24 protein-coding genes are annotated in these 24,801 nt (G+C 57.8%); 6 read left to right on the top strand and 18 right to left on the bottom strand.

Annotated features, from left to right (window positions below):
* The coding region (locus tag KJ970_07495) for a hypothetical protein (protein MBU2690758.1) at positions 1 to 414 on the top strand (414 nt) is incomplete at its 5' end.
* 127 nt (positions 415 to 541) lie between these two features.
* Here KJ970_07495 and KJ970_07490 read toward each other — a convergent pair.
* From KJ970_07490 to KJ970_07465, 6 genes are all read right to left on the bottom strand, one after another.
* Entirely contained in the window at positions 542 to 2,098 is a 1,557-nt protein-coding gene (locus KJ970_07490; GenBank protein ID MBU2690757.1) for a T9SS type A sorting domain-containing protein, read from the bottom strand.
* A gap of 169 nt (positions 2,099 to 2,267) precedes the next feature.
* Positions 2,268 to 3,275: a hypothetical protein gene (locus KJ970_07485; protein MBU2690756.1), complete on the bottom strand. Its 1,008-nt coding sequence runs from the start codon at positions 3,273 to 3,275 to the stop codon at positions 2,268 to 2,270.
* A 311-nt stretch (positions 3,276 to 3,586) separates the two neighbouring features.
* On the bottom strand, positions 3,587 to 4,012 hold the full coding sequence (locus tag KJ970_07480; protein MBU2690755.1) for a GNAT family N-acetyltransferase: 426 nt from the start codon (positions 4,010 to 4,012) through the stop codon (positions 3,587 to 3,589).
* Between the two features lie 98 nt (positions 4,013 to 4,110).
* Positions 4,111 to 4,218, bottom strand: coding sequence for a transposase (locus KJ970_07475; GenBank protein MBU2690754.1), 108 nt, complete (start codon positions 4,216 to 4,218; stop codon positions 4,111 to 4,113).
* A gap of 153 nt (positions 4,219 to 4,371) precedes the next feature.
* Positions 4,372 to 5,265, bottom strand: a complete 894-nt coding sequence (gene rsmA / locus KJ970_07470; protein MBU2690753.1) for a ribosomal RNA small subunit methyltransferase A — start codon at positions 5,263 to 5,265, stop codon at positions 4,372 to 4,374.
* Positions 5,262 to 6,041, bottom strand: a complete 780-nt coding sequence (locus KJ970_07465) for a TatD family hydrolase (protein MBU2690752.1) — start codon at positions 6,039 to 6,041, stop codon at positions 5,262 to 5,264. The genes rsmA and KJ970_07465 overlap by 4 nt, the downstream gene beginning before the upstream one ends.
* Positions 6,042 to 6,283: 242 nt before the next feature.
* Between KJ970_07465 and KJ970_07460 the strand changes: the two genes are divergently transcribed.
* Positions 6,284 to 7,021 carry a hypothetical protein gene (locus tag KJ970_07460; GenBank protein MBU2690751.1) on the top strand — a complete coding sequence of 246 codons (738 nt, stop codon included), beginning with the start codon at positions 6,284 to 6,286 and terminating at the stop codon, positions 7,019 to 7,021.
* Here KJ970_07460 and KJ970_07455 read toward each other — a convergent pair.
* Genes KJ970_07455 through KJ970_07435 form a run of 5 tightly spaced genes read right to left on the bottom strand, consistent with a single transcriptional unit; the run spans position 7,018 to position 12,558 of the window.
* A complete protein-coding gene (locus KJ970_07455; GenBank protein ID MBU2690750.1) occupies positions 7,018 to 8,169 on the bottom strand; it encodes a hypothetical protein in 1,152 nt (383 codons plus the stop codon). The genes KJ970_07460 and KJ970_07455 overlap by 4 nt on opposite strands.
* A gap of 4 nt (positions 8,170 to 8,173) precedes the next feature.
* On the bottom strand, positions 8,174 to 10,213 hold the full coding sequence (locus tag KJ970_07450; GenBank protein ID MBU2690749.1) for a permease-like cell division protein FtsX: 2,040 nt from the start codon (positions 10,211 to 10,213) through the stop codon (positions 8,174 to 8,176).
* Positions 10,182 to 10,883: an ATP-binding cassette domain-containing protein gene (locus KJ970_07445; protein ID MBU2690748.1), complete on the bottom strand. Its 702-nt coding sequence runs from the start codon at positions 10,881 to 10,883 to the stop codon at positions 10,182 to 10,184. The genes KJ970_07450 and KJ970_07445 overlap by 32 nt, the downstream gene beginning before the upstream one ends.
* Entirely contained in the window at positions 10,880 to 11,191 is a 312-nt protein-coding gene (locus KJ970_07440; protein ID MBU2690747.1) for a hypothetical protein, read from the bottom strand. Before KJ970_07440 ends, KJ970_07445 begins: the two co-directional genes overlap by 4 nt.
* Before the next feature lie 5 nt (positions 11,192 to 11,196).
* A complete protein-coding gene (locus KJ970_07435; protein ID MBU2690746.1) occupies positions 11,197 to 12,558 on the bottom strand; it encodes a peptidylprolyl isomerase in 1,362 nt (453 codons plus the stop codon).
* 294 nt (positions 12,559 to 12,852) lie between these two features.
* Between KJ970_07435 and KJ970_07430 the strand changes: the two genes are divergently transcribed.
* From KJ970_07430 to KJ970_07420, 3 genes are read left to right on the top strand one after another with little or no spacing between them, the layout of a single operon-like run.
* A complete protein-coding gene (locus KJ970_07430; GenBank protein ID MBU2690745.1) occupies positions 12,853 to 14,601 on the top strand; it encodes an HD-GYP domain-containing protein in 1,749 nt (582 codons plus the stop codon).
* Positions 14,602 to 14,644: 43 nt separating this feature from the next.
* Positions 14,645 to 15,208 (top strand): PH domain-containing protein, encoded by a 564-nt coding sequence (locus tag KJ970_07425; protein MBU2690744.1) that lies wholly within the window; start codon positions 14,645 to 14,647, stop codon positions 15,206 to 15,208.
* Between the two features lie 49 nt (positions 15,209 to 15,257).
* Complete coding sequence (locus KJ970_07420) at positions 15,258 to 16,148, top strand: DMT family transporter (protein ID MBU2690743.1); 891 nt, start codon at positions 15,258 to 15,260, stop codon at positions 16,146 to 16,148.
* Here KJ970_07420 and KJ970_07415 read toward each other — a convergent pair.
* The 4 genes from KJ970_07415 to KJ970_07400 all read right to left on the bottom strand — a co-directional run bounded on the left by KJ970_07415 (position 16,131) and on the right by KJ970_07400 (position 20,089).
* Complete coding sequence (locus KJ970_07415; protein ID MBU2690742.1) at positions 16,131 to 17,642, bottom strand: TrkH family potassium uptake protein; 1,512 nt, start codon at positions 17,640 to 17,642, stop codon at positions 16,131 to 16,133. The two genes, KJ970_07420 and KJ970_07415, sit on opposite strands and share 18 nt — an antisense overlap.
* A gap of 73 nt (positions 17,643 to 17,715) precedes the next feature.
* Entirely contained in the window at positions 17,716 to 18,384 is a 669-nt protein-coding gene (locus tag KJ970_07410) for a TrkA family potassium uptake protein (protein ID MBU2690741.1), read from the bottom strand.
* A gap of 1 nt (position 18,385) precedes the next feature.
* A complete protein-coding gene (locus tag KJ970_07405) occupies positions 18,386 to 18,832 on the bottom strand; it encodes a TrkA family potassium uptake protein (protein MBU2690740.1) in 447 nt (148 codons plus the stop codon).
* An 18-nt stretch (positions 18,833 to 18,850) separates the two neighbouring features.
* A complete protein-coding gene (locus KJ970_07400; GenBank protein MBU2690739.1) occupies positions 18,851 to 20,089 on the bottom strand; it encodes an endonuclease/exonuclease/phosphatase family protein in 1,239 nt (412 codons plus the stop codon).
* 58 nt (positions 20,090 to 20,147) lie between these two features.
* On the opposite strand from KJ970_07400, the gene KJ970_07395 reads away from it, so the two are divergent.
* Entirely contained in the window at positions 20,148 to 21,026 is an 879-nt protein-coding gene (locus KJ970_07395) for an MBL fold metallo-hydrolase (GenBank protein ID MBU2690738.1), read from the top strand.
* On the opposite strand, the gene hflX is transcribed toward KJ970_07395, so the two are convergent.
* The 3 genes from hflX to KJ970_07380 all read right to left on the bottom strand — a co-directional run bounded on the left by hflX (position 21,023) and on the right by KJ970_07380 (position 24,797).
* Positions 21,023 to 22,264 carry a GTPase HflX gene (gene hflX / locus KJ970_07390; protein ID MBU2690737.1) on the bottom strand — a complete coding sequence of 414 codons (1,242 nt, stop codon included), beginning with the start codon at positions 22,262 to 22,264 and terminating at the stop codon, positions 21,023 to 21,025. The two genes, KJ970_07395 and hflX, sit on opposite strands and share 4 nt — an antisense overlap.
* A 229-nt stretch (positions 22,265 to 22,493) precedes the next feature.
* The gene (locus KJ970_07385; protein ID MBU2690736.1) at positions 22,494 to 23,906 is read right to left on the bottom strand and encodes a sulfatase-like hydrolase/transferase; all 1,413 of its coding nucleotides are present in this window, start codon (positions 23,904 to 23,906) and stop codon (positions 22,494 to 22,496) included.
* A gap of 114 nt (positions 23,907 to 24,020) precedes the next feature.
* Positions 24,021 to 24,797 carry a hypothetical protein gene (locus KJ970_07380; protein ID MBU2690735.1) on the bottom strand — a complete coding sequence of 259 codons (777 nt, stop codon included), beginning with the start codon at positions 24,795 to 24,797 and terminating at the stop codon, positions 24,021 to 24,023.
* Between the last annotated feature and the right edge of the window lie 4 nt (positions 24,798 to 24,801).

Below are 24,801 nucleotides of genomic sequence, written 5' to 3'. Positions count from 1 at the left end.
CGCTCCTTAGCACCCTTCCGCGGCATTACCAAAATCAGGACGGATGAGAAAAGAACTCGGCATGGCGCAACATGGACAGGGTCGGTGGTATTGGATTCTGGGTGTCATCACGGCGTCGTGACCGGCGATGCGGCGAACGAGCCGTCAATCGCCGTCGACGCGGTCGATCCCGACAGGATCGTGATCGGATGGAGACAGTTCGACACCATCGCGAGGGACTTCCGTCAGACGGGCTACGGTTATACGACCGACGCCGGCCAGACTTGGACTTTTACCGGCGTGATCGAACCCGGGGTTTTCCGGTCAGATCCCGTGCTGGATTCAGATTCGCAAGGGCGCATCTATTACAACAGCCTCACGCTGGATGGCGATGACTACCTGTGCGCCGTTTTCCAATCCAGCAACGGGGGATGACCTGGGGCACCCTCTCCGTTGGACCGGCCGGCGAGCCCGGGCGGAGCTTTGGTCTATGCTCTCTGCTCCGTGAACCCATCGGGGGGGCGATCCGCTCGACGTGATGTTCTCACGCAGCACGGGAGGACTAACGCACGAGAATCATGCGCTTGGCCTGCTTCTTCCCATCCAGAGTAAGTTGGTAGAAATACACTCCTCCCGCAACGGGCCAGCCGGTCTGATTGTTCCCGTCCCACGGGACCGTGTACCGGCCAGGGGTTTGGAGGCGATCCACCAGCTCGCGCACCAGCCGGCCTCGCACATCGTGAATCGTGAGACGAACATTCTCATGATTCCCCGCAGGGATTGTGTAAGTCAGATTGGTGGCCGAGCCGAATGGGTTGGGAGTCGCGGGTTCCAGGAAATCGATCTGGATGTCATTCCCATCCGGTTCGTCGACGCTATCAGTGCCGCCTCCCTGCCCGAAAGCGCCGACCAGCCCGCAGTCGGGCGCATCGAGGCACGGGGACCCCGCGCTGAGCGTGAAGTCTCCATTGTCCGGATCGGTGAAGAGCGGATCCAGGGAGAAATTGCCGTTCATGGTGTCTTCCCCGGCCCCGCAGACAACATCCCAATTCCCACCCTCGTTTCCATATAGGTCTGTGCAGACGGGGGTGACATCCCCATAGTTCAGACACCGAACAGCGGGTCCCGTCACGGTCCCATAAACAATCGTGTTGTTGAGATCAATGTGGGATCCGGCGTTCGTGACCGAGAGCGCACCCGATGCTGCAAGGGATGTGGTCCGAACAACCGTGCAGTTATTCAGGACAGCAACCCCCAAGAGAACATACACCGCCCCGCCGTAGTTGCCCGAGTTCATATCAAAGAAACATTCATTAAACGCATTGAGGCCGCCCGTAGTATTTATAGCCCCGCCGGAATTCGACACATTGTTCCCTATGAAGCTGCACAAAGTGTAGGTCATGCTCACAGCGCCCTGATTTGCAACGGCGCCGCCGTCGGTCCCATGATTACGCTCGAAAGTGCACGCTTCGAAGGTGATATCGCCGGCGCTGGTCAAGCGGATCGCACCCCCGATGCCGCCGGCTTCGTTGTCACGGAAGGTGCAATCGATGAACGAACCATCATCCAGCAGTTGGATGGCTCCTCCCGTGTGGTAGTCGCCACTCGTGCTGTTGGAGTCGAAGGCGCAACTTTCAAACTGCGGTGATGACACATCCTGCAGATCTGCAGCGCCGCCGTGGCCCGAAGCGTAGCAATGAACAAAACGGCAGTTCCGAATGACGGGGCTGGACTCGTCAATGAGCAGTCCGCCGCCCGTTGTCGCGCTTCCATTCCGGATTGTGAACCCCTCGGCCACGGCAGAGGCCGTTTCACCCCCGGTGAAGATCAGCCCTCGAGCACTGAAGCCGCAGTTGATCGTGGTCTGATCCCGTCCGGCACTGGAGCGGAGCACGAGATCCACCCCTCCAAAGGACAAGTTGACATTCCCGGCACCCGCATAGGTTCCCGGACCGACGAGCACCGTATCTCCAAGGCTTGCAAGATCAATCCCCCCCTGAATCGTGGCGGCGTTTCCTGGAACATTCCAGGTTGTTGCCGTCGCGAGGGTAGGCAAGAGGAGGAGCAAAGAGAGTCCGGTAACCTTTAGGAACCTTGATATTAAATTGTTACATGGCATATTGAGCCTCCTTGCAGTGGGTGTCGACGGAGCACATGAGCATCAATTTGCGATAGTATTTCCTCGACAGTGTCAGTATACGGGGTATGTTGAGTGTTGTGCAACAAACGATGCCGATCTGTGAGAATTTTCGATCTAGAGCCTTGATAAAGAAAGATCCTTCAATAATCTATTTCGATCTAAAATGGTTTCTCAAGGCATTGTAAAGATTCCCATTAAAATCCTCATCAAGCTCCTGAATGCTTTTTAAGCCGAAAATTACAGCCACAGCCAGCGGATCAGCCCGATAGCTGGTGTGGCCCTCGTAGAATCCATAACGCATGGCATAAAAGAAAACCATTTCGCCGGTGTGGATAAAAGTTAGTTTATCCGTTAGAAATTTAAAATCATCTTCGCTTAAAGTTTGATATTTTTGTTCGAGATAGATCAATTCAGCGGGCTTTAAATCACATGACATTTCAATTTGCCAATAGCCGAGGATTTCATCGTTGAAAATCGACTCCTGCCAGCCTTTGGCCCCCAAATAATTAATATTGATATCACGATTGTTATAATAAATGCGACAAACATTCCCGCGTTGTTTGGCTTTGCCCTGATGTTTCCCAACTTCCTGAATAACATTGAAGACATGAAATAACGACTCTGCAATATCGGTGTGAGTCAGCCCCATTGTGTGAACCAGCTTGTTGTCTCCCTTCAATACTGAAATGATATCTTCATCATCGGCGATAAAGCCCGCCCCGGAAGAATGATTCGGCTTGGCAATGCGGTTAATTTCATCAACCGGCTTGCCGGTTATTGTTTTGATCTCGCCGAGTTCTTTTTCTGAATGCAGGCCGGTTTTGGCCAGAGTGGGAAAATCAAGCGTATCAACCAGCAATTGCCGGCCCCGGCCAAACCAAAGGCGTTCTTTATAGTCAAGGCTGTCATCATTGCCCAATGTGACCGGCACAAGGCCGAATTCGCCATCGATGGTCTCAACCAGCACCACGACATCCCCCTCGGGAGTGGTGAAGGGCGATTCCAGATGGATATGTTTGTAAAGTTGCGGATAAAAATTGTAGGCAATGCCATCTATGATGACATCCGGATGGTCCGTTTCACTGTAAATACTATGACCGGAACATAGCAAAAGGGCAAGTGACAGCCAGATAAGTAATCTGTGTTTATAGTTCATAATTGTTCCTCCATGCATTTGGTGCAATTTTAGGGAATATTTCTTCCCGGGAAAATGTAAAAATTGCTTTAATCTAATATTATAATGAAAGCAAAGTGAGAATAGACCGACCAAAAATAGCTAAACTGCCCTCCGTGAGGTTGAAATCCTCACATCAAAGGGGATGCCGGACACCGGCCCAGGAGACCGGTAAGCAAGAAGACAATCGCAATGATCCCGAGAATGATGGCGAGGCCCCCCGATGCGATCCGTGAAATACAGGACGGCGATGACGATCGCGATGAGAATCCTGATGACACGACCGCTATACCCTACTTCACCCTTTTGACGAATACGAGTTCGGGGTCGCCCGGATCGAGTTGGTCGATATACCCGCAAGCTGCGTATCCCATGCGAAGTAACAGCCTTTGCATGCGATAGTTGGTCAGGTTCGTTGTCACAAAGAACTTCGATGTGTCGGCCTGCTCCTCCAGCGCCGCGAGCAGCTGTTCTCCAATCCGCCGGCCGCGATACTCCTGATGGAGCATCAGCATCTCGACTTGGCTCATGTGGAAGAACGCATGGTTGAAGACGCCGTAGCCAACGATGCGCCCCTCGACTTCGGCGACAAGCACCGTGTCCTCGCGAAGCCATCGATCGATCCATTCGGCTCTCGTCGGATCACGAGGAACTACTGTGTCCAGGGCCTTCAGTTCCGGCGCATCCGCCACTTTGCCCCGCCTTATGGTTGTCATCATCTCTCCTCGTCTGCTTCGTATTGCGGGCCGAATCACCGTGCACGCCCGATCTTCAGGGCGCCGCCGGCATAGAGCTCATACACGCGCACACGCCGGGATTATGCAAACCCTTCTCCATATCGGTGTACCTTTTTCAGATTGTACACCATGCAGAATAGGTTCCATTGAGTATTGACCTTCTTCCTGCCTCGTAAGGTAAATCGCACGACCTGCCGCCGTGTCAATCTTATGCTTCATCTTTTCTGTGAATGTCTGTTTACCTTGATGCCGGCGCACATGCAGAATCGGAGCCTCAACGAAAAGCGCCCAGCCTCCGAAAATCCCCGTAAGTGACGAATGCGGAAGGTAGGTGGATAGCGTCAACGACCGTGCCGCGCCAGATGACCGGGCCATCCGCGGCCGATCGCCTCGGCCAGGCGGCAGTGTTCTTCGAGCGTCAGGGTCTCGCCGCGGCGGGCGGGATCGATCGAGAGCTTCTGCAGCAGTTCGACCGCCTCGTTGCGCGAAAGATCCAGCGCGTCGGCGACACAGCCGCCGAGTTGCTTGCGGCGCTTGCCGAAACTGATCCGCAGCGATTGTTCCAGCCAGCCGGGATCGCTGAGCGGATAGGGCGGCTGCTCATGAAAGTGTAAGCGCAACAGCAGCGAGTCGACATCCGGCGGAGGCCAAAAAACGGTCGGCGGCACGCGCATCTCCTGTGTCACGCGGGCGTGATAGGCGGCCCAGACGGTGAGGCTCGACGATCCGGGCCCGCCGGGGGTGGCGCGCAGGCGGTCGCCGTACTCCTTCTGCACCATGATCACGGCGCCCGCGAACGAATCGCGGTGCTTGAGCATCCAAAGCAGGATCGGCGAGGTGACGGCATAGGGAAGGTTGCCGACAAGCAGCAGCGGGCGCCCCGCCTCACGGGCGAGCACCCCCGGATCAACGGCCAGAATATCCTCATGGATCATTGTTAAAGCGGCGCCGGGGAGCTCGGCTTCCGACCGCTCGCTGAGAAGATCGTACAATCTCTTGTCCCGCTCCACCGCCCAAACCCGCTTGGCGATGCGGGCCAGCGGCAGGGTCAGCGACCCCGAACCGGGTCCGATCTCGAGCACCGCATCATCTTCGGCCACGCCGATCGCCGCGATAAGACGATCCCTGAAATTCGGATTGATCAGAAAATTCTGGCCCAGCCTCTTTTTAGGACGGATCCCGGCATGCCGCAGCCAGGCCCGCTCCGATCCGCCGGCAGGCTGCGCGTCGCTCATTTCAAATCCTTGAGATCATCGGAAATGTTAAAGAGATCCACCGCTGCCCGGTCGGTGGCCGCGTCGACCTCATCCACATCAACGCCGAGATAGTCGGCGAGCCGCTCCGCCGTTTGCCACACCCGCGCCGGCTCGTTGCGCGCGCGCCGGTCGGGCTCGGGCGAGAGGTAGGGGCAATCGGTCTCGACGATAATATGTTCAAGGCCGATCTTGCGCACCAGCGGCCGCCAGCGATCCGCGTCATAGGTGATGCTGCCCCCCAGCCCGAGCAGGAATCCCAATTTGATCGCGCGCCGGGCATGGCGGATATCACCGGAGAAGCAATGCATGACCCCCCGTACCCCGGCCCCCTCCGTCTCGAGAAGATCGTAGACCTCGTCGTGCGCATTTCGGCAGTGAATCACGAGGGGTAGCCCCGTGCGGCGGGCGAGGGCGATATGTTCGCTGAAGAGTTTCTTCTGGTTTTCAAGAGAAGCCCGCTTGCGATAGGTATCGAGACCCGTTTCGCCGATAGCGCGAACGCGGGGATGCCGCAAGGCCTCCTCGATCCAGGGGACATCGGTAAATGAGTCATCGGTCACATCATTGGGATGGAGCCCCGCCGCGGCGAAGATGCGCGGATCGTTTTCGGCAAGACGGATGACGCCCGGCCACCCCCTGGGGAGGATATTGATCTCGATAATCGCCTTCAGACCCGAGGCGAAGGCGCGGGTCAGGACCTTGGGCCGATCGGCGTCGAAATCCCTGGTGTGAACATGGGCGTGCGTATCAATCATGGCTTCGGTTCAACTCCTGGTTCAGCCGTCTTTAGACCAACCTACCTAAAATTGTGCAAGACATCCATCCTCCTTGACGGTTAAGCCTGTCGCGCCGATGCCCCTTGCGATACAAGCGTTGGAGCTTGTATGGGCCCATTGCAAGGGATTTCGCTTGTTATTCGGCCCCCGCGGAGTATCCTTATGGCAGCATCCGGAGCTACCCGCATCTTAGAGTCCGCACCGCATCAAGGAGTGGCGACATGGTTCGATCTCTCACTCTTCTGCTTATCGTCTTTTGCATGAGTCCCGCAACCCACCTTGCGGCACAAAATCCCGCCGCCGCCCTGGGTTCCAGAGACGAGGGGGCCTTCCTTCCCGATCCCGGACGGCTGACGATCTGCCCCGAATCGGCCTTTCTGAGAAACGACGACCAAACCTTTGAAAATGCGGTGAGTTGGCAACATGAGGGAGTATCGGGCGGTCCTCAATACTACGGCGCCTGGGCGGAGGGGTATACGGCGAGCTTTGTTTGCGGGATCCAGTTGGTCTTTGCGCAGGTCGGCGAGTACACCGGCGCAACGATCGATATCTATATTTGGGATAGCGATACCAGCGGCTTTATTCCGGTTCCCGGCAATGTGATTTGCTACTTCCCCGGGGTCCATATCGGCACCGTGGCGCAATACCCCAATTTTTCGACCTATGAGAGAGAGGTGTGCTGTGATGTGGGCGGTCTTCACTTCGTCGGTTTCTGGCCCAATTGGCCGGGCGCTGTTTCCCAATTCAGTGTCGGCGCCGATGAAGACGGCGCCGGCGAGGGAATGCCCCGCACAAAGATATCCCCATCGACCAGTTACCCCTCGGGCTGGCAGCTGCCGAATGTCGTTCCGATCTATGAAAGCATTGTCAGTTTGGGGATAAGGGAGTATAGCGGCGGCAATTGCGGTATTAGCCCCACGGTAGAGACAAGCTGGGGAGCGATCAAGTCCTTGTACTAAATTGGCCGCTGCATCCGGTCCGGTGTATCGCCCTTCTCCCACGCCAGTAAAAAGGCCTTCAAAGATAACTGCGGATTGACATAGTGCTGCACCGATTCGACCAGTTCCTCGATCAGCTCCAGACGTCGGCGGATTTCCGCGATAGAGACGGTTTTGGATTCGCGATGGAGACGATCAAGGCAATCCCGGTGGACGATTCCCTCCTCGGGAGAGCCGGCCAGGCATCGCATCAGATCCTGTTGCCACAACCCCAGGAGACCGGCCAAAAAAGGGGCCGTTCCGGCATCCCAGCGCCGTCCCCAGGATTCCGCCTTCTTGATGACGCGGGCCATGTCGCCGCCGGTCGGCGCGACGAGCTCCAGGATTTCATCGCGGCGCTGGATGATCTCTTCCTGGGCCCATTGTATAGCCTTGGGGAGATTCCCCTCGGCCAGCGCGACGGCCAACCGCGCCGTTTCGGCGCTGGAACCGGTCTCATCCAAAATCACCGCCGCCATATAATCCTGGGGCAGGGCTCTGAACCGGATGCGGCGGCATCGTGAAACGACGGTCGGCAGCAGCCGGCGCGGATCGGCGACGGTGAGAATTAGAAATGTCTCCCCGCGCGGTTCTTCCATAATTTTGAGAGCGGCATTCGCCGCCTCCGAGGTCATAAGATCGGCCTGGGAGATCAGCAGCACCCGGCAGCGTCCCTCAACCAGGCTCTTTGATGCCTCCATTTTAATCGCCCTGATCCTGTCGATTCCCACGGCCGCCGGGGGGATCGCCTCGATGCTGCCGAACCGTTCCGAGGCATAGGCGGCCAGAATCGGATCATCCGTCGGATCTTCTTTCGACTTCAAGGGACGAAGAGTGTGCAAGTCGGGATGCAGGAAGCGGGATACTTTGCTGCAACCCGCACACGCTCCGCAGGGAGGCGTGGCCGCAGTGCACAGCAGCGCTTGCGCCAACCCGTGGGCCGTGCGCATTTTCCCCACGCCGGACGGCCCCCACAGGAGCAGCGAGTGCGGCAGGCGCCCCGCCAGGAGCGGCTCGCGAATAGCCTCCAGCGCTTCGTCCTGAAAGCGGATATGATCCCAGATGGGCCCGATCCATGGGGATGAGCCGGCCGCGGGGGAAGTTTCACCATGGGAAGAACGAGGACTCACCGGATCACCTTGCCTTTGAGAGCCATAAGTCGGGATTCAGCGCTTCGGCCCCCTGCCGAATCTCAAAATGGAGCCCCGCTCCGCGTACGGAGTCGGTCTCTCCAACTTCACCAAGAGGAACGCCCTGCGCCACGGATTGATTTTTTTGTACAAGGATCGACTGGGCGTGGGCGTAGAGTGTATAATATCCCCTGCCGTGGTCCAAGATGACACAATTGCCATAGCCGGTCAGCCACTCAGCATAGACCACGAGCCCGGGCGCGACCGCTTTGAAGATCCGTCCCGCGGGCGCCTTGATATCCACTCCCCGATTCACGACCCGGGTCTTGAAGCGCGGATGAACATGGCTGCCGAAACCGGTCTGTACATCCCCCTCGACCGGCCAGGGCAGCCGGCCTTTCATCGACTCCAGGCCGTTGCCGGCTCCCGCCGCCGCCCGCCGCTGAGACTCCAGTTCCCGCAGGAGCTGGGTCGTCCGGGCTTCCCGGGTTTCCAGATCTTTCAACACCTGCAAGTGATCTTTCAGCTCCGATTCAACTTGCGCCTTCTCCTGCAATGTTTCCTTGGAGCGAGCCTCCAGACCGCTGGATTCAGCCTTCTTTTCGCGTTGCAGCCTCTGCAGGCGGGCCTGCTGATCCCTGAGTTCCTGTGCCGATTCCATTAGCGCCGATTCTTCTTCGGCCAGATCCAGCAGATCCTTCCGGTATTGGTGTATCGACCAGCTCAAATAATGTGCGCGCGCATAAAGCTGCGGGAATGTCTCGGATGACAATAACAATTCCGCCAGATCAATCCTTCTCCTTTTGTAATAGTCCTGTACTCCTCCGGCGAGTCTTTCCCGGACAAGGATGAGCCGTTCCCGCGTTCCATCCAGTTCAATGGTCCTGTGATCGAGGTCGGCCCGCAGGCGCTCCTCCTGCTGGTTCAATTTCTCAAGATAGGAGCGTGACAAACGAAGATCGGTGTCGAGCCGTTCGATCATCTCATTCAGGTTTTCCTGGCGCGATCGCAGCGATAAGATTCGCGCCCGGTTTGTTTGGATCTGCGCTTTGAGCTGGATGAGGTCTTCCTCATGCGTCGCAATCGTTCCGCTGGACTGAGCGCCCGCCAACCCGCCGAACGCCAGACACCCGATGAGGATGGCGGCGCCGGCCCACATCTTTTTGCGGGATCCGCTTTCCATGCCGCGCAGAACCGGTTCCAGAGCGAAGTACGACCCGGCTAGCCCTAGAACCGCCGCGCCGGCCAGCAACATCACGATCCAACCGGTGGGGAGATACGATACCCCCGGCAGAAACCGGTGCCCCAGTGACACGACCAGACGCAGCAGGATCAACGATATGGCGCCGGCGAGGGTCACTTGAACAATACCGGCCACAATAAAGGGGCCCCTGATATAACCGAACGTCGCGCCGATAATCCTCATGATGGCCAGGGTGCCTTGCCTGTGAACGAGGGTGAGCCGGAGCGTCGCGCCGAGAACCAGAACCACGGCCACCGCGCAGAGACATCCGACGAGCAGTGTGACGCGCCGCATCGTCATGAGACTGCGATCCAGCGACTCAACCCACTCTTCGCCGTAGAGCACATCCTCCACGCCCTCATAGGCGGCGATTTCAGTGGAGAGCGATGAGAGGGTTACGGCGTCCCTTGAATCGGGCAGACATTGTATAACAATGGCGTCGGGAAGCGGATTGCTCCCGAGGATCTCATCCACATCGAGCCCGCCCAACTCCTCTTCAACCTCTTTCAGCGCCTCTTCCCGGGGAATCCATCGGACTGATTCGACCTCGCCGAACCCCTTAAAAATATCGACCAGTTCCTTGCGGCGGCCCTCGGGCCGGTCCGACTCGAGAAAGACGACAATGCCCTTGCGGCTTTCCAACTCCTCGGTGAGAACGCGGACGTTATAGGTGATGACGAGCAATAGACTCAGCACAAAGAGCACTGATGTCATCGACACCAGCGCTGCCATGGTCGCGGCAGGGTGGCGCCGCATCGATTCAAGAGCTTCAGAGAGAAAAAACAGCAGGGCGCGTAACAAGAGTTTCCTCCCTCTCTTTCATCCCATCCTTGAGAAAAACCAACCGGTGGGCGCAGCCGCGGGCCAGCGCCTCATCATGCGTCGCCACAATGACCGTGGTGCCTCGCTGATTGATGTCCTTGAGAAGCCCCATGATCTCGCGCCCCATCTCCCTGTCGAGATTCCCGGTCGGCTCGTCGGCGAGGATAATGGCCGGTTCGTGGATCAGCGCCCGCCCCAATGCGGCCCGTTGTTGTTCACCTCCGGATAATTGATGCGGATAAGCATGTTTTTTATGAAGGATCCCCACCTTTTCCAGCACCCGGGTTACAAGCTTTTGTATAACACGACCATTGAGGCAGCCGGTCATCCTCAGAGCATAGGCGACATTTTCCCAAATCGTCTTGTCGGGCAAAAGCCGGAAATCCTGATAGACAACCCCCATCTGGCGCCGCAGTGCGGGGATCTCTGAGGGCCTCACCGTCTCACTTGAGGCATCGCCGACGGAAACCCATCCTTCGCTGGGCCGTTCCTCCATGGTGATCAATCTGAGGATCGTCGACTTCCCTGCGCCGCTGTGACCCAAGAAACAGACAATCTCGCCGGCGGGGATTTGAAAATGAACGTCTTGCAAAGCCCATTCTCTTCCAGAGCCTGGATATTGCTTTGAGACATGGTTAAATACGATCATTTGTCCGACCCTGGTGTCTGATCCGTGATCACGCCATCCAGCGGTTCCCTCTGCCTTCTTGTCACCGTTGCATACTCATCAACGTTTTTTCTGGGCACCTGCCGTTCGGGAACACGATGGATCTCGACTTCCATTTCATGCATCCCCATCCGGTCGCGAATGAGGATCCTCTGCCCGACCCTGATCTCTTGCGCCGCCCGGACCGGCGCTCCATCCACAAGGACCCGCCCTTCCTTGCAAGCCGCCGCCGCTTGGGATCTCGTGACGAAGAGACAGAGATACTTCAGCATCCTGTCCGCCCGGCTCATCTTCATCACCCTCCCAGTACATTAACCTCGACGTAAAATTTCTCCCGCAAAGTCTCCATCCAAGCCCGGTACATCTCCTCCATCTTTGAACGGAGCGCCATCTCTTTAAGATCTTCCTTGATCTCTTCAAATGTATAATCACCGGGTTCCTGTATGCCGGTGATCTTCATAATGTGAAAGCCGCCATCGCCGGGGACGACCGCGCTGATCGCTCCGACAGCGAGCGTATCCATCGTCTGTTTGACGGCCCCCTGAAAGGCTTCCATCGGCAGCCAGCCCAGGTCGCCGCCGCGGGCGCCGCTCAACGTATCATCGGAGGCCGTCTGGGCCACCGCGGCGAAGGTCTCTCCCTTGGAGATACGCAGGCGCACCGCATCCGCCCGCTGGCGAGCCCTCGCTTCATCCGCCCGCGTCGGGGGGATGCCGAAGAGAATATGATGAACCCCCGCCCATCCCCCTTGCGGATCGACCTCGTCGAGACGGATGAGATGATAACCGAACCGTGTGCGCACCGGCTGGCTGATCTCACCGACATTCAATGCAAAGGCGGCATTTTCGAAGGCGGGATCAAAATCCCCTTTTTGGAATCGCCCCAAGCCGCCGCCCTCGGTTCCACTGGGATCGTCGGAATAAAGCCCGGCGGCTTTCTCAAAGGTGGACTGACCGGTCAGTATCTGATTCCGGACATCGGCGGCCTCCTGCCGGCGGCTGTTTTCGATGGCCGCATCCGGCCGGACCGATATGTAGATATCCGAGAGCCGCATCAACTTCGGTTTCTGGGGGATTTGATCCCGGTTTTCGTCGAAAAATGTCCTGACATCGGCATCGGTCACCTCGGTCTTCGATCGAATCTCCCTGCCGATGAGGCGGCTGGCCAATATCTGATTCCGGGCATCCTCCCGATACTGGGTCCGGAGCCCCTCCTCGGTCAGGCCCTCCTTCTCCAGCTGGGAGAGAAAGGCCTCCCGGCTCCCAAACTCCTGGAGAAGGCCATCCAGGGTCTGCTGAACGGCGCTGCCGATCTCCTCTTCGGAAACCTGAATCTCCTGGGCCGACGCCTCCAGGAGAAGCAGTTTGTCCTCAATCAGTTGATCCAGGATCTGCCGTTGGATCGTCTTCGCCCCCGTGGTGTCGGAAGAATCCACAGTCCCTTGCGCGACAAGGAGTTCATAGCGCTCCATCACATCGCTCAATAGAATCGGATCGTCCTCCACAACCGCCGCGATCGTTTCTGTGTAGTCGGCTGCTCTTGGAACGCCCCAAGCCGCGACCAGAAGGAGGATCGCCGCCAAAAGACCCCGCCGTAACCCCTTGGAAAAATGACGCCCCAAAGCGCTCGTTTTCATCGTTCGATAACCTGCTTTCATCGCCCTATGCGCCTCCTGATATGCCGTCTGAAAGGCTTACCCATATACCTCAAGGACTCGTTTGAATGGTGTGGGAGAACCCGGTCCACGCGATTCAAGCTATCACGCTTGTCCTGCTTCCACAACGCGGGTCGATTCCCCGAAAGAGATGCGCTTCACGGCTCCAGAACCCTTTCCGAGGAACCGATAATACCACCATAAGAATGATTTACCTGGGACCGGGTGGAGCCATCCTCCAGCTCCAGCGGCCGCGTTATGCGGTTGGCATCCCGGAAGACTGAAAAGGAACACATCATGACCCTATCTTCCGGGGGCGTTTCCCCCAGAGCTTTCGTTTCAAGATTTCACAATCTCCTGGAAAATGCCGCTCATATCCTCCATCTCCAGCTGGAGGTTTGGATGGACGCCACGGGCCCGGCGCTCTCCTTGGCGCCTCCCGAAAAATGCCTGCACTGTGGTACCCGTAATCCCGATTCCTTCTCCGAATGCCAAAACCAACGCTGGGCCGAATCTCAGGACGCGATGCGGAGTGGAGAAACCTGCCAATGGGATTGTCCGTTCGACGTACACCTGGCGGTTCTGCCGATCCAGACAATGGAGCGGAATCTTGGATGCCTGCTGGCCGTGGATGAGGCGCGGGCGGAAGCAGGACTCGAGTTTCCGGGCAGAGGGACGGTGATGCCGGATGAGACTCCGGTGGGATTGGATGCTTTGCCGGAAGTTGTGGATGATGGAGCCGCGGATGGCCGGGAGCCGAAGGTGGGCCGGATTATCCCCTTTCCGTCGCCGTTTGGATCAAGCGCCCCCCCCGCACTGACGAGCGCGACCCTTCCGGCTGATGCCGGATTCCATGAAAAACTCCTCTTTTTAAAAGACATATCCAATCTCGTTTCAGACCAAATGTATATGTTTTCCGAAATGAGTTCGATGAGCCAGGAGCTATCAACCCGGTTTGAAGAACTCAATATGCTCTACGCGGTGACAGGGCGATTAGTGCAGTTTGAAACGCTGAATAAGACGCTCACCTTCATTCTTGATCAAGCCCGAACCACCATCGGGGCCGACGCCGCGGTCCTCTCCATTACCGATCGGAAGATTCTGGAGACCTCAAGACAGGCGGCGGAAAAGGGGAAGACCCTGGAAATGACTCCCAGGGCATGGCATCAATTCGGCCGCGCCGTCAGGAGGCATCTCGCCAAATCCGAAAGCCGGAATTTCTTGGGAACGCCGTGGGAGCTGGACGAGCAGGACCCCATCTTTTCCCAGAAAGCGCAGATTTTGGCGGTGGGGTTTCCCGCCACGGGACCCCTCGAAGGTTTTTTGGCGCTCATCCGGTGGAACACTCTGCGGAACTACCGGGGAAGCGACCTGCGGCTTTTACAATCATTGAGCAGCCAGGTGGGACTGACCCTGTCAAATGCCGATCTCTATGACAGCCTGAAAGACTTCCTCATGGCCACGGTGAAGACATTGGTCAACGCGATTGAAGCCAAGGATTCCACGACGAGCGGTCACTCTGAGCGCGTCAATATCCTCAGCATGTTGCTGGCGAAAACGATGAAGTTGGACGACCAGGAGATGGAGACGCTGCGGTGGGCAAGTATCCTTCACGATATCGGCAAGATCGGAATGCCTGAAGCGATATTGCTGAAACCGGGCCGGTTGACGCCGGAAGAATTCGAAGTCGTTAAGGAACACCCGGAAAGGGGTTACCGCGTCATCAAGCCGATCCAGCAACTCAGCGAGGCGAGTGAAGGGGTGCGGGCTCATCACGAAATGTATAATGGCAAGGGTTATCCTCGCGGACTCAAGGGGGACGAGATCCCGCTCGTCGCTCGGATCATCTCTGTCGCCGACACCTATGACGCCCTGACCTCCAGCCGGCCCTACCGCGCCGCGGGGTCCGTCACATCCGCCATCGAGGAAATCCGAAGGGTCAAGGGGACCCAACTCGACCCAAATGTGGTTGAAGCTCTTGAAATGATCATCCCGTTCTTACAAGAGAATCAGATCATGATCCAAGCGGGAAGCCGCGCCGCCTAGCTTACGGGACTGGATCCAGGGTTCACCGCCGAGGAGTTTGAAGATGGAAGCAGGAAACAGGTCCGACACTCCATTGAAGCCAGGGGCAAAGTCACTGCCCTATATTTCGCAACGCCGGATCCGCTCCTTCCGGCGCGGCGCCCTCGGCCTTTCCGCCGGCCTGCTCGCCCTCAACGCCGCTGTCGTCTGGCATCTGATGACGGCGGAAAGCAGCAACATCGGCACCGCTTTCCAGCAGATTTTCCCGGGTCTTGCCGGCTCCATCTTTCTGATCCTGGTCCTCATCTGGTTGGCGCGCCACCTCGGCTATCCCCAGCTCGAGGTCAATGACGCCGGTCTCACCCTGAGGGACCCTTCGGGTCTTCATCAGCTGGCCTGGAAAGACCTGCAGTGGATCCGCCTCAATGGGAACCGATTGATCCTCGAGGGTCCGCGTGTCCGGCTTTCACTGGCGCCCTATCTTCTCGAGCTGAAAAATCTGACCGGGCCGGAGGGGACGGCGAGTCCCCACGCCGCTTTTCAATCACTGCTTGAAACACTCCTCGAACGCGCCCCGCAGGCCTCCTGGCGCCCCGATCAGCTGAAGGAGTGGATCCGGGGATTATAGCGGGTTATAAAATAGACAGCACCCCCTCCTTTCAATTAGCATCCACTCCATGCCCTTTATCGGAGAAATCGCAGCCTTAACCACGGCCACCTGCTGGGCTTTCGGTTCGCTCCTCTTCACGATCGCCGCGCGGCGCGCGGGCGCCTTCTCGCTTAACGCGGTGAGAATTCCGATCGCTTTTGCGGCGCTCACCCTGATCCTGCTGGCCAGCCGCGGCCTGCAATGGGCGCCTCAAGCTCAAACGAGAGACATTCTTATTTTGGCCCTCTCCGGCGTGATTGGTTTAACATTGGGGGATTGGGGGTACTTCGCCTGCCTGGAGCGTTTAGGACCCCGTCTCGCCACCGCCCTCTTCACCCTCGCCCCACCCCTCACGGCGATCCTCGCCATTCCCCTGCTCGGTGAGAAACTGGGCCTCCTTCCGGTGATCGGAATGGTCATCACCATGACCGGTGTCGCCTGGGTCATCATGGAGCGACCGGGCAAACCGATTCCCAGAGGGCACCGGATTCAAGGTGTCGTTTTCGGATTCATCGCCTCTTTCGGACAGGCCCTGGGTTTGATCCTATCCAAACTTGGGATGGCGGATCGCATTGATCCGCTGCCGGCGACGGCGATCCGCATGGCCGCCGCGACGGCCGGCGTCTGGATCATGGTGCTGGCCGGCGGCAGGGTTCAAGGTGTCATCCGTCTTTTAAAAGATCCGCCCGCCCGCTGGGCGACGGCGGGCGCCTCATTCTTGGGACCCGTTTTCGGCGTCTGGCTTTCCCTCGTGGCGGTGCGGCATACAAAAACAGGTATCGCCGCGACCTTGCTGGCGATGACGCCGATCCTGATCCTGCCGCTGGTGATTCTTATACAAAAGGAACGGGTGAGCCCGCGGGCCGCCATCGGCGCCGTCGTGGCCGTGGGGGGTGTTATCCTAATCTTCCTGCGCTAGTTTCGGCGGCGCCTTGGGATTTATTCCAAAGCGGGCGAACTCGCGGAAATCAATGATCATCTTTCCAAGCGCCAGTATCACCACAAAAAATTCCAGCCGGCCGAGAAACATCCCAATCATTTCGGTCCAGAGAATGCCGCCCGGCGCATCGGGTCTCGTCACGCCGACGGTGAGACCGACGCCGCCCAGGGCGGAGGCGAATTCGAAGAGGGCCGCCTGCATCCCCGTCCCGTATCCCATGAGGATGATCGATCCCATCGACCAGGCGAACAGATAGAGGATGACGTATCCGGCCACACCCTGAAGATGCTCCGCTTCCAGAACGACCCGCTCTTCCCCCTTCCAGATCTGGCGCACAAAAACAGCCGACCGCGGGAGGAAGAAGCGGCGGATCTGCCAGACCATCGATTTCAGGATGAGATAGACCCGGTGCTGCTTCAGCGCGCCGGCGGAAGAGTTAACGCCGCCGCCGATCAACATGAGGCCGATAATCACGGCCGCGCCGAGACTATTCCACTCGGCGTCGGGGGCGATCGAAAACCCGGTTCCGGAGAGGGCGCTGACCGCCTGGAAGAGCGCCCTGCGAATCCCCCATTCCATGCCCCACAGTGAGCGCGCCGCCCCGAAATAGAGCAGCGGCACGGCGATGAGAAGAGCGCCGATAAAGAGGCGGGGCTCGCCGTGTTTGAGGACCGTCCGCCATTTCCCCCGCAGGATGAGGAAATGGAGGAGAAAGTTCAACTGGCCCAGCGCCATGAGAACGATCGCCACGCCTTCCACGCTGATGCTATGAAAATCCCCAAGACTGCCGGGTTGCGTGGAAAATCCGCCGGTGGCCAGAGCGGTCATTGAATGGAGGATCGATTCAAAGAGGGGCAGGCCGGCGATCAAGAAAGCCCCGACGCCGAGTAATGTATAACCGAGATAGATTCCGAGGATCGCCCGGGTGGAACGGCCGATATGCGGCAGCAGGGGTTCGCCGTGCCCTTCGGCCTGATACAGTCCGGTCGCCCAGGGACCGGCGAGGGCTGAAGACATGACGAGGATCAACCCGGCGCCGCCCAGCAGTTGTTGAAACGCGCGCCAAAATAGAATCAACGGACTCGCCCGGGTGACATCGACGACGGTCAGCCCGGTGGTCGACCACCCGCTCACCGACTCGAAAAGGGCGTTGCGCCAGCCCAGACCCTGAAGATGGTAGGGAACGGCGCCGAGACAACAGGCGATCGTCCAGACGAGAAAGGTGATCAAGACCCCGTCTCTCAGTGTGAGGATTGTTACATCAGCGCGCCGGAACAAGACCCACAAGATGAGACCGAGAATGATTCCTGTGACAGCGGGAATGATAAAGGCGGTCGCCGCGGCCGATTCATGGGGAAAGGGAAGCAGAACGAGCAGCGGGACGAGGTGGATGAAACCGAGCAGGATGAGGATGGAGGCTGTGACCCGGCCCACCGCCCGATAGGCGGCGTTCAGGCGCTCCCGGTATCTCACGGCGCTTCCACCGCAACCGCTTCCGGCGTTACCGCTTCCCGCATCGCCGCTTCCGGCGTCATCGCGCCCGGCATTACCGTCCCTCTTTCAGGATGCGAATCGCTTCTTCCTCCACTTCCGGCGTCACCAGAATGATCGCCCGGTCACCGGGGGCAAAAAGAAAATCACCTTTGGGAATGAGCATCTTTTCACCGCGGATTACCGATCCCACCAGGCAGGATTCCGGCAATTCCAGCGTGTCGAGGCGGTGTCCCGCGGCGTGATCGGTTTCCTTCAACAGGACATCGGAAACGATAACACCCTGCCCGGCCGCCGGCGCCAGATCCTCCAGCCCCTCCAAGCTCGTTCGTTTCTCAACGAGGCGGGCCAGCATATCCGTGGTCGAGATTACCGCTCCAACGCCGAGTTTGCGGAACGCATCGACAAAGTCGGGATCCTGAACAACAGCGACGGTATGCAAAACCTCAAAATGCTGCGCCGCCAGCTGGCAGATGACGAGATTGTCTTCATCCCTGCCCGTTGCGGCGATCACATCGTCGGCCTTTCCCGCCCCCGCCTCTTCCAGAAAACGGGGTTGCGTCGGATCCCCATGAACAACGAGACATTTGAGGCGCCGGGAAAGCCGTTCCGCTTCCTTGAGGTGGGGACAGATGACCGTCACCTCCGATCGGGATGACTGAAAACGGCGGGCCAGGAAATAGAGCAGCCGGCCTTCACCGGCGATGAGAACGCGCCGAGCCATTTTATCCGTCTTTCTTTTCTTTTGATGGATTCGAGCCGCCGGGTTTTTCCGGGTTGAGCAAGCCGGAGAGGAGGTTGTCCAAACCCAGGGTTGTCGGGCAGAGAATAGTGACATCGAGATGTTTGTAGACCGATTCGGTGACGGGATCGAAGATGCGCGCCACCACCCGGGTCACGCCGAAGAGCTCCCGGGCCAGTTGCGCGACCAGAAGATTCAGGGAGTCGCTTTCCGTGACCGCGAGAACGACATCCGCCTCGTCCATCCGGCTGCGTTTCAGCGTCTCCAATTCCGCCGCATCACCCTCCAGACGGAAACCGCTGAAGGATTCGGGGAGCGTTTCGAGGATGTCCAGGCTCTGATCTATGATCGTGACGGAAACACCCTGCTCGGCCAAGGCCTGAGCGGCAAGACTACCGAACCGCCCGGCACCCACCACAACAACAAACATCTCACCCCCCGTGAAGGGTCACGTCCCGGAGATTTCCAATTCAAGCAGCAGCGGAAAGTGATCGGAGGGGATATCCCCTCTCCAAGCAGAGGGTACGACGGTGGCGGCGCGTGTCACGCGGAAAGGTTGATGCTTGTCGCCGTTGAGGCCGAAACCCCGCGCGGCGAACCAGTCCAGCCGCATGGGGAAGACCCGTTCACCAAGGGCCGCGGCCCGGCCGATCCAGCGGCGGAAGAGGGCGGGCAGCATTTCCGCCTCTTCGACCCCCCGCAGCAGAACGGTGATGGTCGGTGACCGGTCGTTGAGGTCTTCATAATGATATCCGGCGTCGGTCATGGCGCTGAAGAGAGGTTCCCGGTTGTCCCGCCAGGGCTCGGTCATCTCCTCGGCCAGCCGGTCCAGCGGCGTGCCCAGTATCCGGCGCACGGCGTTGGCTTTATGCTTAAAACTTCCCCTTGGAAAGGTGTGGGTATTCAGATCGCCGGCCAGCAGAACCGGAGACTTTTCCCGGCCGTTTTTCTTCAGCGATTGATCAATGGCCTTCAGGAGGGCCTGCATCTGGCGCCGGCGCCCTGCGGGAGTATCACGGACTTCCAGATGGACGATCGCGACCACCAGGTCTTGCCAGGCCCGCCCGAAATGAACGAGCAGCCCGATTCTCGACCCATAACGCTTCTCGACAAAATCGAAGGTGTCGAAAATCTCCGGGAGCTCGATCCGCTCGACGAGAATCGGCTCTTCCTTGGATAGCACGGCAAGGCCATGGAGCGAATCTTTGTTCTCCCCAGGGGCCTGGATCTCCTCCCTCATCCCCTTCGTCAGTTCGATATAGGCGGGGCTGAAGATCCAATGCATGCCGAGGTTATTCGCCAGCTCGCGGGCCGTATGCCGGTTGCCGGACCGGGCCATGCCCACATCGACTTCGTTGAGTAGAATGAGGTCGGCGCCCTGAAGATCACGCTGCTGCTGGAAGTTATGCTGAATCACCGGCAGCTTTTTACCGCGTTCGATGTTCCAATGGACGATGCGAAGATGCCGGGCATCGTCCTGAACCGGGGCCTTTGCGCCAGGCCCGCCCCGCTGGACCTGATGGCAGAGGAGCTCTACTTCGGCGGAATGGTCCCTCCAGAAACTTGACCGCTCCATTGAGGCCAGGGTGCTGAAACGCGACATTTCCTGAAGAAGGGCCTTTGTGGCCCCCTCGGTTGGAAATGGATGATCTCCGGTCTGGACTCGAGTCCCTTCAGGTGGGAACATATTTCCTCCATAGCCCCATTTTTTGCATCACATCTTTCATGAGGATAGAGACAACAGGATGCATCCGTCAAACCCTGAACTTCAAGTATCCACGGCGCGCGTGAAAATCCTCGCCAGCGGCTCAAAAGGGAATGCGACCCTCATTGACACGGGTGACCATCGGCTGCTCCTTGACGCGGGAATTTCCGCTCGAGCCTTAAACGGCCATCTGGCGGAGGCCGGGCTATCTTCTGAAGAGATCGACGCTATTCTGATTACACATGAGCATACAGATCATATTCGAGGTTTACGCCAGTTTCGGAAGCTGTCGCGGGCGACGGTTTACACAGCGGCACGGTCTTTTGCCAAGCGGGTCTCAACCTGGGACGATTTCGCGCTCTCCACGACGGTTCATTCTGGAACGGTTCACTCCGGCGCGGTTCACTCTAAAGTGGTTCATTTGACCCCCGGCGGGTGCACCAGACACGGGTCCATCGACATATTTCCCATCCCGCTCCCGCATGACGCGGCGGAAACGGTGGGTTACTCTTTACAATTCAACGGCCGCCGGATCGTCTCATTGACCGATCTGGGACATCTGCCGGGCGGATTGGAGGAAATCATAAGCGGGTGCGATCTTCTGATCCTTGAGTCGAATTACGATTCCACGATGTTACACAATGGTCCTTATCCGACGTGGTTGAAGCATCGCGTCGATGGACCCAACGGGCATCTATCCAATGAACAAATGACGGATGTTATACGCCGGGTTTACAATCATTCCCCCGAAAATATCCCGCGCCACGTGGTCCTCGCACACCTGAGCGAAAACAATAATACGCCGGAATCAGCATTATATGCGGCTGAGCGGTGTCTTTCAGATTTGGGACTCACCGGGAAAGTAACATTGCATATCGGCCATCAGAATCGCGCGCTTGACTGGATTCACCTGCCTTAAACGGCGCCATCCAGCATTTCGATCCGGGCGCCTTTCTGCTTCAGTTGCTCCAGATCACCCGGCTCCAGCCAGATTTCTTCTTCCACATCAGTCTCCAGATAGGCTTGGCGCACACGCTGTCCGCGGGACAGCAGATGGCTTAGCGCTCCCCGCATGGCGTGGGGATAGGTCACCAGGGCGCGCGATCGCAGAGAGCGGACTTCAACCCCGATGCGCTCACGGCAACGGGCGACATCCTCCGGCCGGAAGGCTGAGATGAACTCCGCTTGAGTGTGATGCGCGCGAAGGGATTGTTCGCGGACCTCATCATCGATGAGATCCGTTTTGTTAAAGACGAGGAGCCTTATCACCTGGCGCGGCAGGATTTCATCCAGTACGGTGTCAACGGCTCGCATATGCTCCTCGAGATCGGCATGCGAAGCATCAACGACTTGGACCAATAAATCGGCCTCGATTACCTCGCGCAATGTCGCCCTGAAACTCGCGACCAGGTGGTGGGGAAGCTTTCTGATGAAGCCGACGGTATCGGATAAGAGGACAACCGGACCCCCCGCCACCCACACACGCCGCGTCGTCGTTTCTAATGTGGCGAAGAGCTTGTCTTCCACCAGCACATCCGACTGGGTCATGGCATTGAACAATGTCGACTTCCCGGCATTTGTATAACCCACCAGACAGATTCGGAAGCAATCCTTCCGGCGACGCGTTTGAGTGTCCCGCTCCCGCTCGATCACCTCAAGATGCTGTTTGAGGATGGATATCTTGCGGCGAACCTGCCGCCGATCGACCTCCAGCTGCGTTTCACCCGGTCCGCGCGTTCCGATCCCGCCGCCGAGACGTGAGAGGTGCTCCCACATGCCGCTCAGCCGCGGCAACAGATATTCAAGCTGAGCCAACTCAACTTGTGTCATCGCCTCGCGCGTCCGCGCATGGCGGGAGAAGATATCGAGTATCACCTCGCTGCGATCGAGGATCTTGACCTCGAGATACTTTTCCAGGTTCTTGACCTGTGCCGGTGAGAGATCCTCATCACTAATGACCAGATTGGCTTTTGTCTTTTCTACTTCCGCCTTGAGTTGGTCGAGTTTGCCGCGGCTGAGAAAGGTGGAAGGTCTAATCGATTGACGTCGCTGTATCACACGGCCGACGACCTTGGCTCCGGCCGTGGAGGCCAACTCATCCAATTCCTTGAGGCAGGCCTCAGCGAAGCTGTTCAACGAAGTCGTTCCGTCACTCACGCCGACAAGGATCGCTCTCTCCTGCAGCCCTTTTGTGGATTCCGGTGTTCGGGACGTATTCTATTCCTCCTGCAACATCAACCCCGGCCTTCTTCATCCGGCGAATCGATTTAAAAAACCTTTGAACCAAACCTGCACCTATATATTACCCGTGGAGCTTATTGATTTTCAAGAGTGGCCGCCATTATATGCCCTTTCCAATAAAAAGCCGGTTCCCGGCGGCAGGGCGTTACTCAATGTATCCCAGCCCCTTCAAACGGCGGGCCCGCTCGAGATCGGTAGCCGTCATTCCCGGCATATGCTCAGAGAAGATATTCATCGCCTGCAGCGTTCTGGTCAGGGCGTCTCTTTCTTGAGAATCCTGCCCAATCAGGTTCGCCAGTTCGTGCGGATCATTTATTAAATTATAAAACTCGCTCTTCTCCGGTTTCAGCTGATGGTAGATCAACTTCCCCGTCGCCGTGGTGAGGCAGTAGAGTTTGTCGTCTTTCCGATCCCAAATGTTCATGATATCGGGCCGGCCATAATTCATGATGTTCACCGACTCGCTATAGGCGGTCAGCGCCGAAGGGGTATGGCCGGACTGCATTGTCGGTATGAGCGACTCGCCGTCCATTGCGGGCCATCGCTCCTCTTCGATTCCGGCCGCTTGCAGGATGGTCGGCATCAGATCAATCGTTCGCACCAGAGAAGGGATCCGCTTTCCGCCCAACGCCCCGGGGATCTTAATGAGAAGAGGAACCCGGATCTGCTCTGCATAGAGCAGGCCGTGCGACCACCAATTATGATCCCCCAATCCTTCCCCATGATCCGCCACGACAACGATCATCGTCGTCTCCCAGCACTTCTTATTCTTGAAAGCATCGAAGAGCCGGCCGATCTGCTCATCCATATAATGAATTTCACAATTGTAAATGGCTCGAAGAATATCCTTTCGTTCTTCTGATGCAGCCTTGAAGGGGCCGTCAAGCATGCCATCGAGCTGATCCTGCGGCGGCAGGACAAGGGTGTCATGGGGATCAAAGTAGTGGACCCACATAAAAAACGGTTTGTCCGGCGTCATGCCGTTCTGCAGCCAATCGAGCGCCGCGTCGGTCGTCGCATCGGCCCGGCGCTGGCTCTTTCCCGTATTGATCGAACCGGCTTGGGTGACAACCCCTTCCCCGTCGGCCTGAGGGAATGTCTGATCGAAAGGGTCGAACCCCTGATCCAAACCGAAGGAGGCGCTGACCGGGAAAGCGCTGACGAAGGCTGAGGCCTGCCCGCCCGCGTTCTTCCAAAAATCGGCCAGTGTCGTCTGGTCTTCTTCAAGGACATTTTCCGTCAGCCCGTGAAGAACCCGCAGTCGATGATTGTAGGGATTTAAACCTGTCAGAATCGAGGCGTGGGAAACGGGTGTCACCGCGGCCTGGGCGATGGCGCAATCGAACACGGCGGCTTCTTCAGCGAGTTTATCAATATTGGGGCTCGTCGGCTTGTCATGGCCGTATATGCCGAGATAGTCGGCACGGGTTGTATCAAGGGTGATCAGCAGCACGTTTATCTGAGGAGGCGTTCCCCGGCCCATCTGACAGGCCAGCCCCCATCCCCCCACGGCAAGAGCGAGCGTGATGAAGAGTGTGGGCAGGATCTTCTTTCTCATCTCAGTCCCTTTTAGAGTGAATCCATCAAGTCATAGCGGAGCTCCTGTGTATCATATCCAGGAGCGGATCACTCTGCAAGGTGGCTGACAAGATCGCCGGCGCGGTCCACCTGTTTAACGATAAACGCTCTTGATGCTCCCCCAGGTTGTCGTCTGAGTTGGGTTCGGACCACAAGGCGCATCCTCGCAGTCACCACCATACCACTCACCACCCTCGCTCAGACAATCCTCTTCGAGCAGCATCACACAGACGGTGGGGCCAAAACAGCAGGCGCCGGGAGCCGGTTCCAAGCCGGGGCAGTAGGGGTTGGAGCCGGGACTGCCGGCCACACCCATGGCGCCGAACCCAAAAAAATCGTCGGATTGAGGATCCACCGAACAGTCAACAACAACGCCGCCCTGAATGGGATGAACATCCAGCGGAATATCGCCGGCGGCATAACCATAAACGCCGAAGTAATAGACCGGCTCCATATAGCCGTACACGCAATCAGGAGTCCAGCTCACCGCCGTACCCTCGCCAGGAAATGGCCAACCATCTGTGGAGATCTCAAGCGCGCCGGCAATACACGGACCCCAATACCCAATATATGTATCCGCCGTTATGTAATCCCCCAGGCCGAAGACGATGGTATTGAAATTGGGTGTGTTATCGGGGGGAGAAACCACAACCGCTAAATACCAATACAAGGATGTCTCTGAATCAGGTATAGCGCTGGGATCCATCTCTTCACAGGTCGAAGGAATCGGAATGTCGGCGCAAATAAAGCCATTCGTACTCACACCATTAACATTACCCTGAACCATCAGGCGAGCACCGGCGTTGGGACCGGCAAAAGCGGCGCCGGATGCAAGTGCTGTGATCACAATCGAAATGATAAACCATCTCATAGCT

This window comes from Candidatus Eisenbacteria bacterium, assembly GCA_018831195.1.
Taxonomy (GTDB): domain Bacteria; phylum Eisenbacteria; class RBG-16-71-46; order CAIMUX01; family JAHJDP01; genus JAHJDP01.
Note: the sequence above shows the minus strand (reverse complement) of the source record. Positions and strands in the feature narration are given on the sequence as shown.

Bases quoted from the DNA above. Each gene is read 5' to 3' on its own strand.
- KJ970_07485 (MBU2690756.1), bottom strand. From the start codon at position 3,275: ATGAACTATAAACACAGATTACTTATCTGGCTGTCACTTGCCCTTTTG.
- KJ970_07460 (MBU2690751.1), top strand. From the start codon at position 6,284: ATGGTTCGATCTCTCACTCTTCTGCTTATCGTCTTTTGCATGAGTCCC.
- KJ970_07425 (MBU2690744.1), top strand. From the start codon at position 14,645: ATGGAAGCAGGAAACAGGTCCGACACTCCATTGAAGCCAGGGGCAAAG.
- KJ970_07420 (MBU2690743.1), top strand. From the start codon at position 15,258: ATGCCCTTTATCGGAGAAATCGCAGCCTTAACCACGGCCACCTGCTGG.
- KJ970_07490 (MBU2690757.1), bottom strand. From the start codon at position 2,098: ATGCCATGTAACAATTTAATATCAAGGTTCCTAAAGGTTACCGGACTC.
- KJ970_07435 (MBU2690746.1), bottom strand. From the start codon at position 12,558: ATGAAAGCAGGTTATCGAACGATGAAAACGAGCGCTTTGGGGCGTCAT.
- KJ970_07480 (MBU2690755.1), bottom strand. From the start codon at position 4,012: ATGATGACAACCATAAGGCGGGGCAAAGTGGCGGATGCGCCGGAACTG.
- KJ970_07405 (MBU2690740.1), bottom strand. From the start codon at position 18,832: ATGTTTGTTGTTGTGGTGGGTGCCGGGCGGTTCGGTAGTCTTGCCGCT.
- KJ970_07440 (MBU2690747.1), bottom strand. From the start codon at position 11,191: ATGAGCCGGGCGGACAGGATGCTGAAGTATCTCTGTCTCTTCGTCACG.
- KJ970_07445 (MBU2690748.1), bottom strand. From the start codon at position 10,883: ATGATCGTATTTAACCATGTCTCAAAGCAATATCCAGGCTCTGGAAGA.
- KJ970_07410 (MBU2690741.1), bottom strand. From the start codon at position 18,384: ATGGCTCGGCGCGTTCTCATCGCCGGTGAAGGCCGGCTGCTCTATTTC.
- KJ970_07465 (MBU2690752.1), bottom strand. From the start codon at position 6,041: ATGATTGATACGCACGCCCATGTTCACACCAGGGATTTCGACGCCGAT.
- rsmA (MBU2690753.1), bottom strand. From the start codon at position 5,265: ATGAGCGACGCGCAGCCTGCCGGCGGATCGGAGCGGGCCTGGCTGCGG.
- KJ970_07385 (MBU2690736.1), bottom strand. From the start codon at position 23,906: ATGAGAAAGAAGATCCTGCCCACACTCTTCATCACGCTCGCTCTTGCC.
- KJ970_07400 (MBU2690739.1), bottom strand. From the start codon at position 20,089: ATGTTCCCACCTGAAGGGACTCGAGTCCAGACCGGAGATCATCCATTT.
- KJ970_07430 (MBU2690745.1), top strand. From the start codon at position 12,853: ATGACCCTATCTTCCGGGGGCGTTTCCCCCAGAGCTTTCGTTTCAAGA.
- KJ970_07395 (MBU2690738.1), top strand. From the start codon at position 20,148: ATGCATCCGTCAAACCCTGAACTTCAAGTATCCACGGCGCGCGTGAAA.
- KJ970_07380 (MBU2690735.1), bottom strand. From the start codon at position 24,797: ATGAGATGGTTTATCATTTCGATTGTGATCACAGCACTTGCATCCGGC.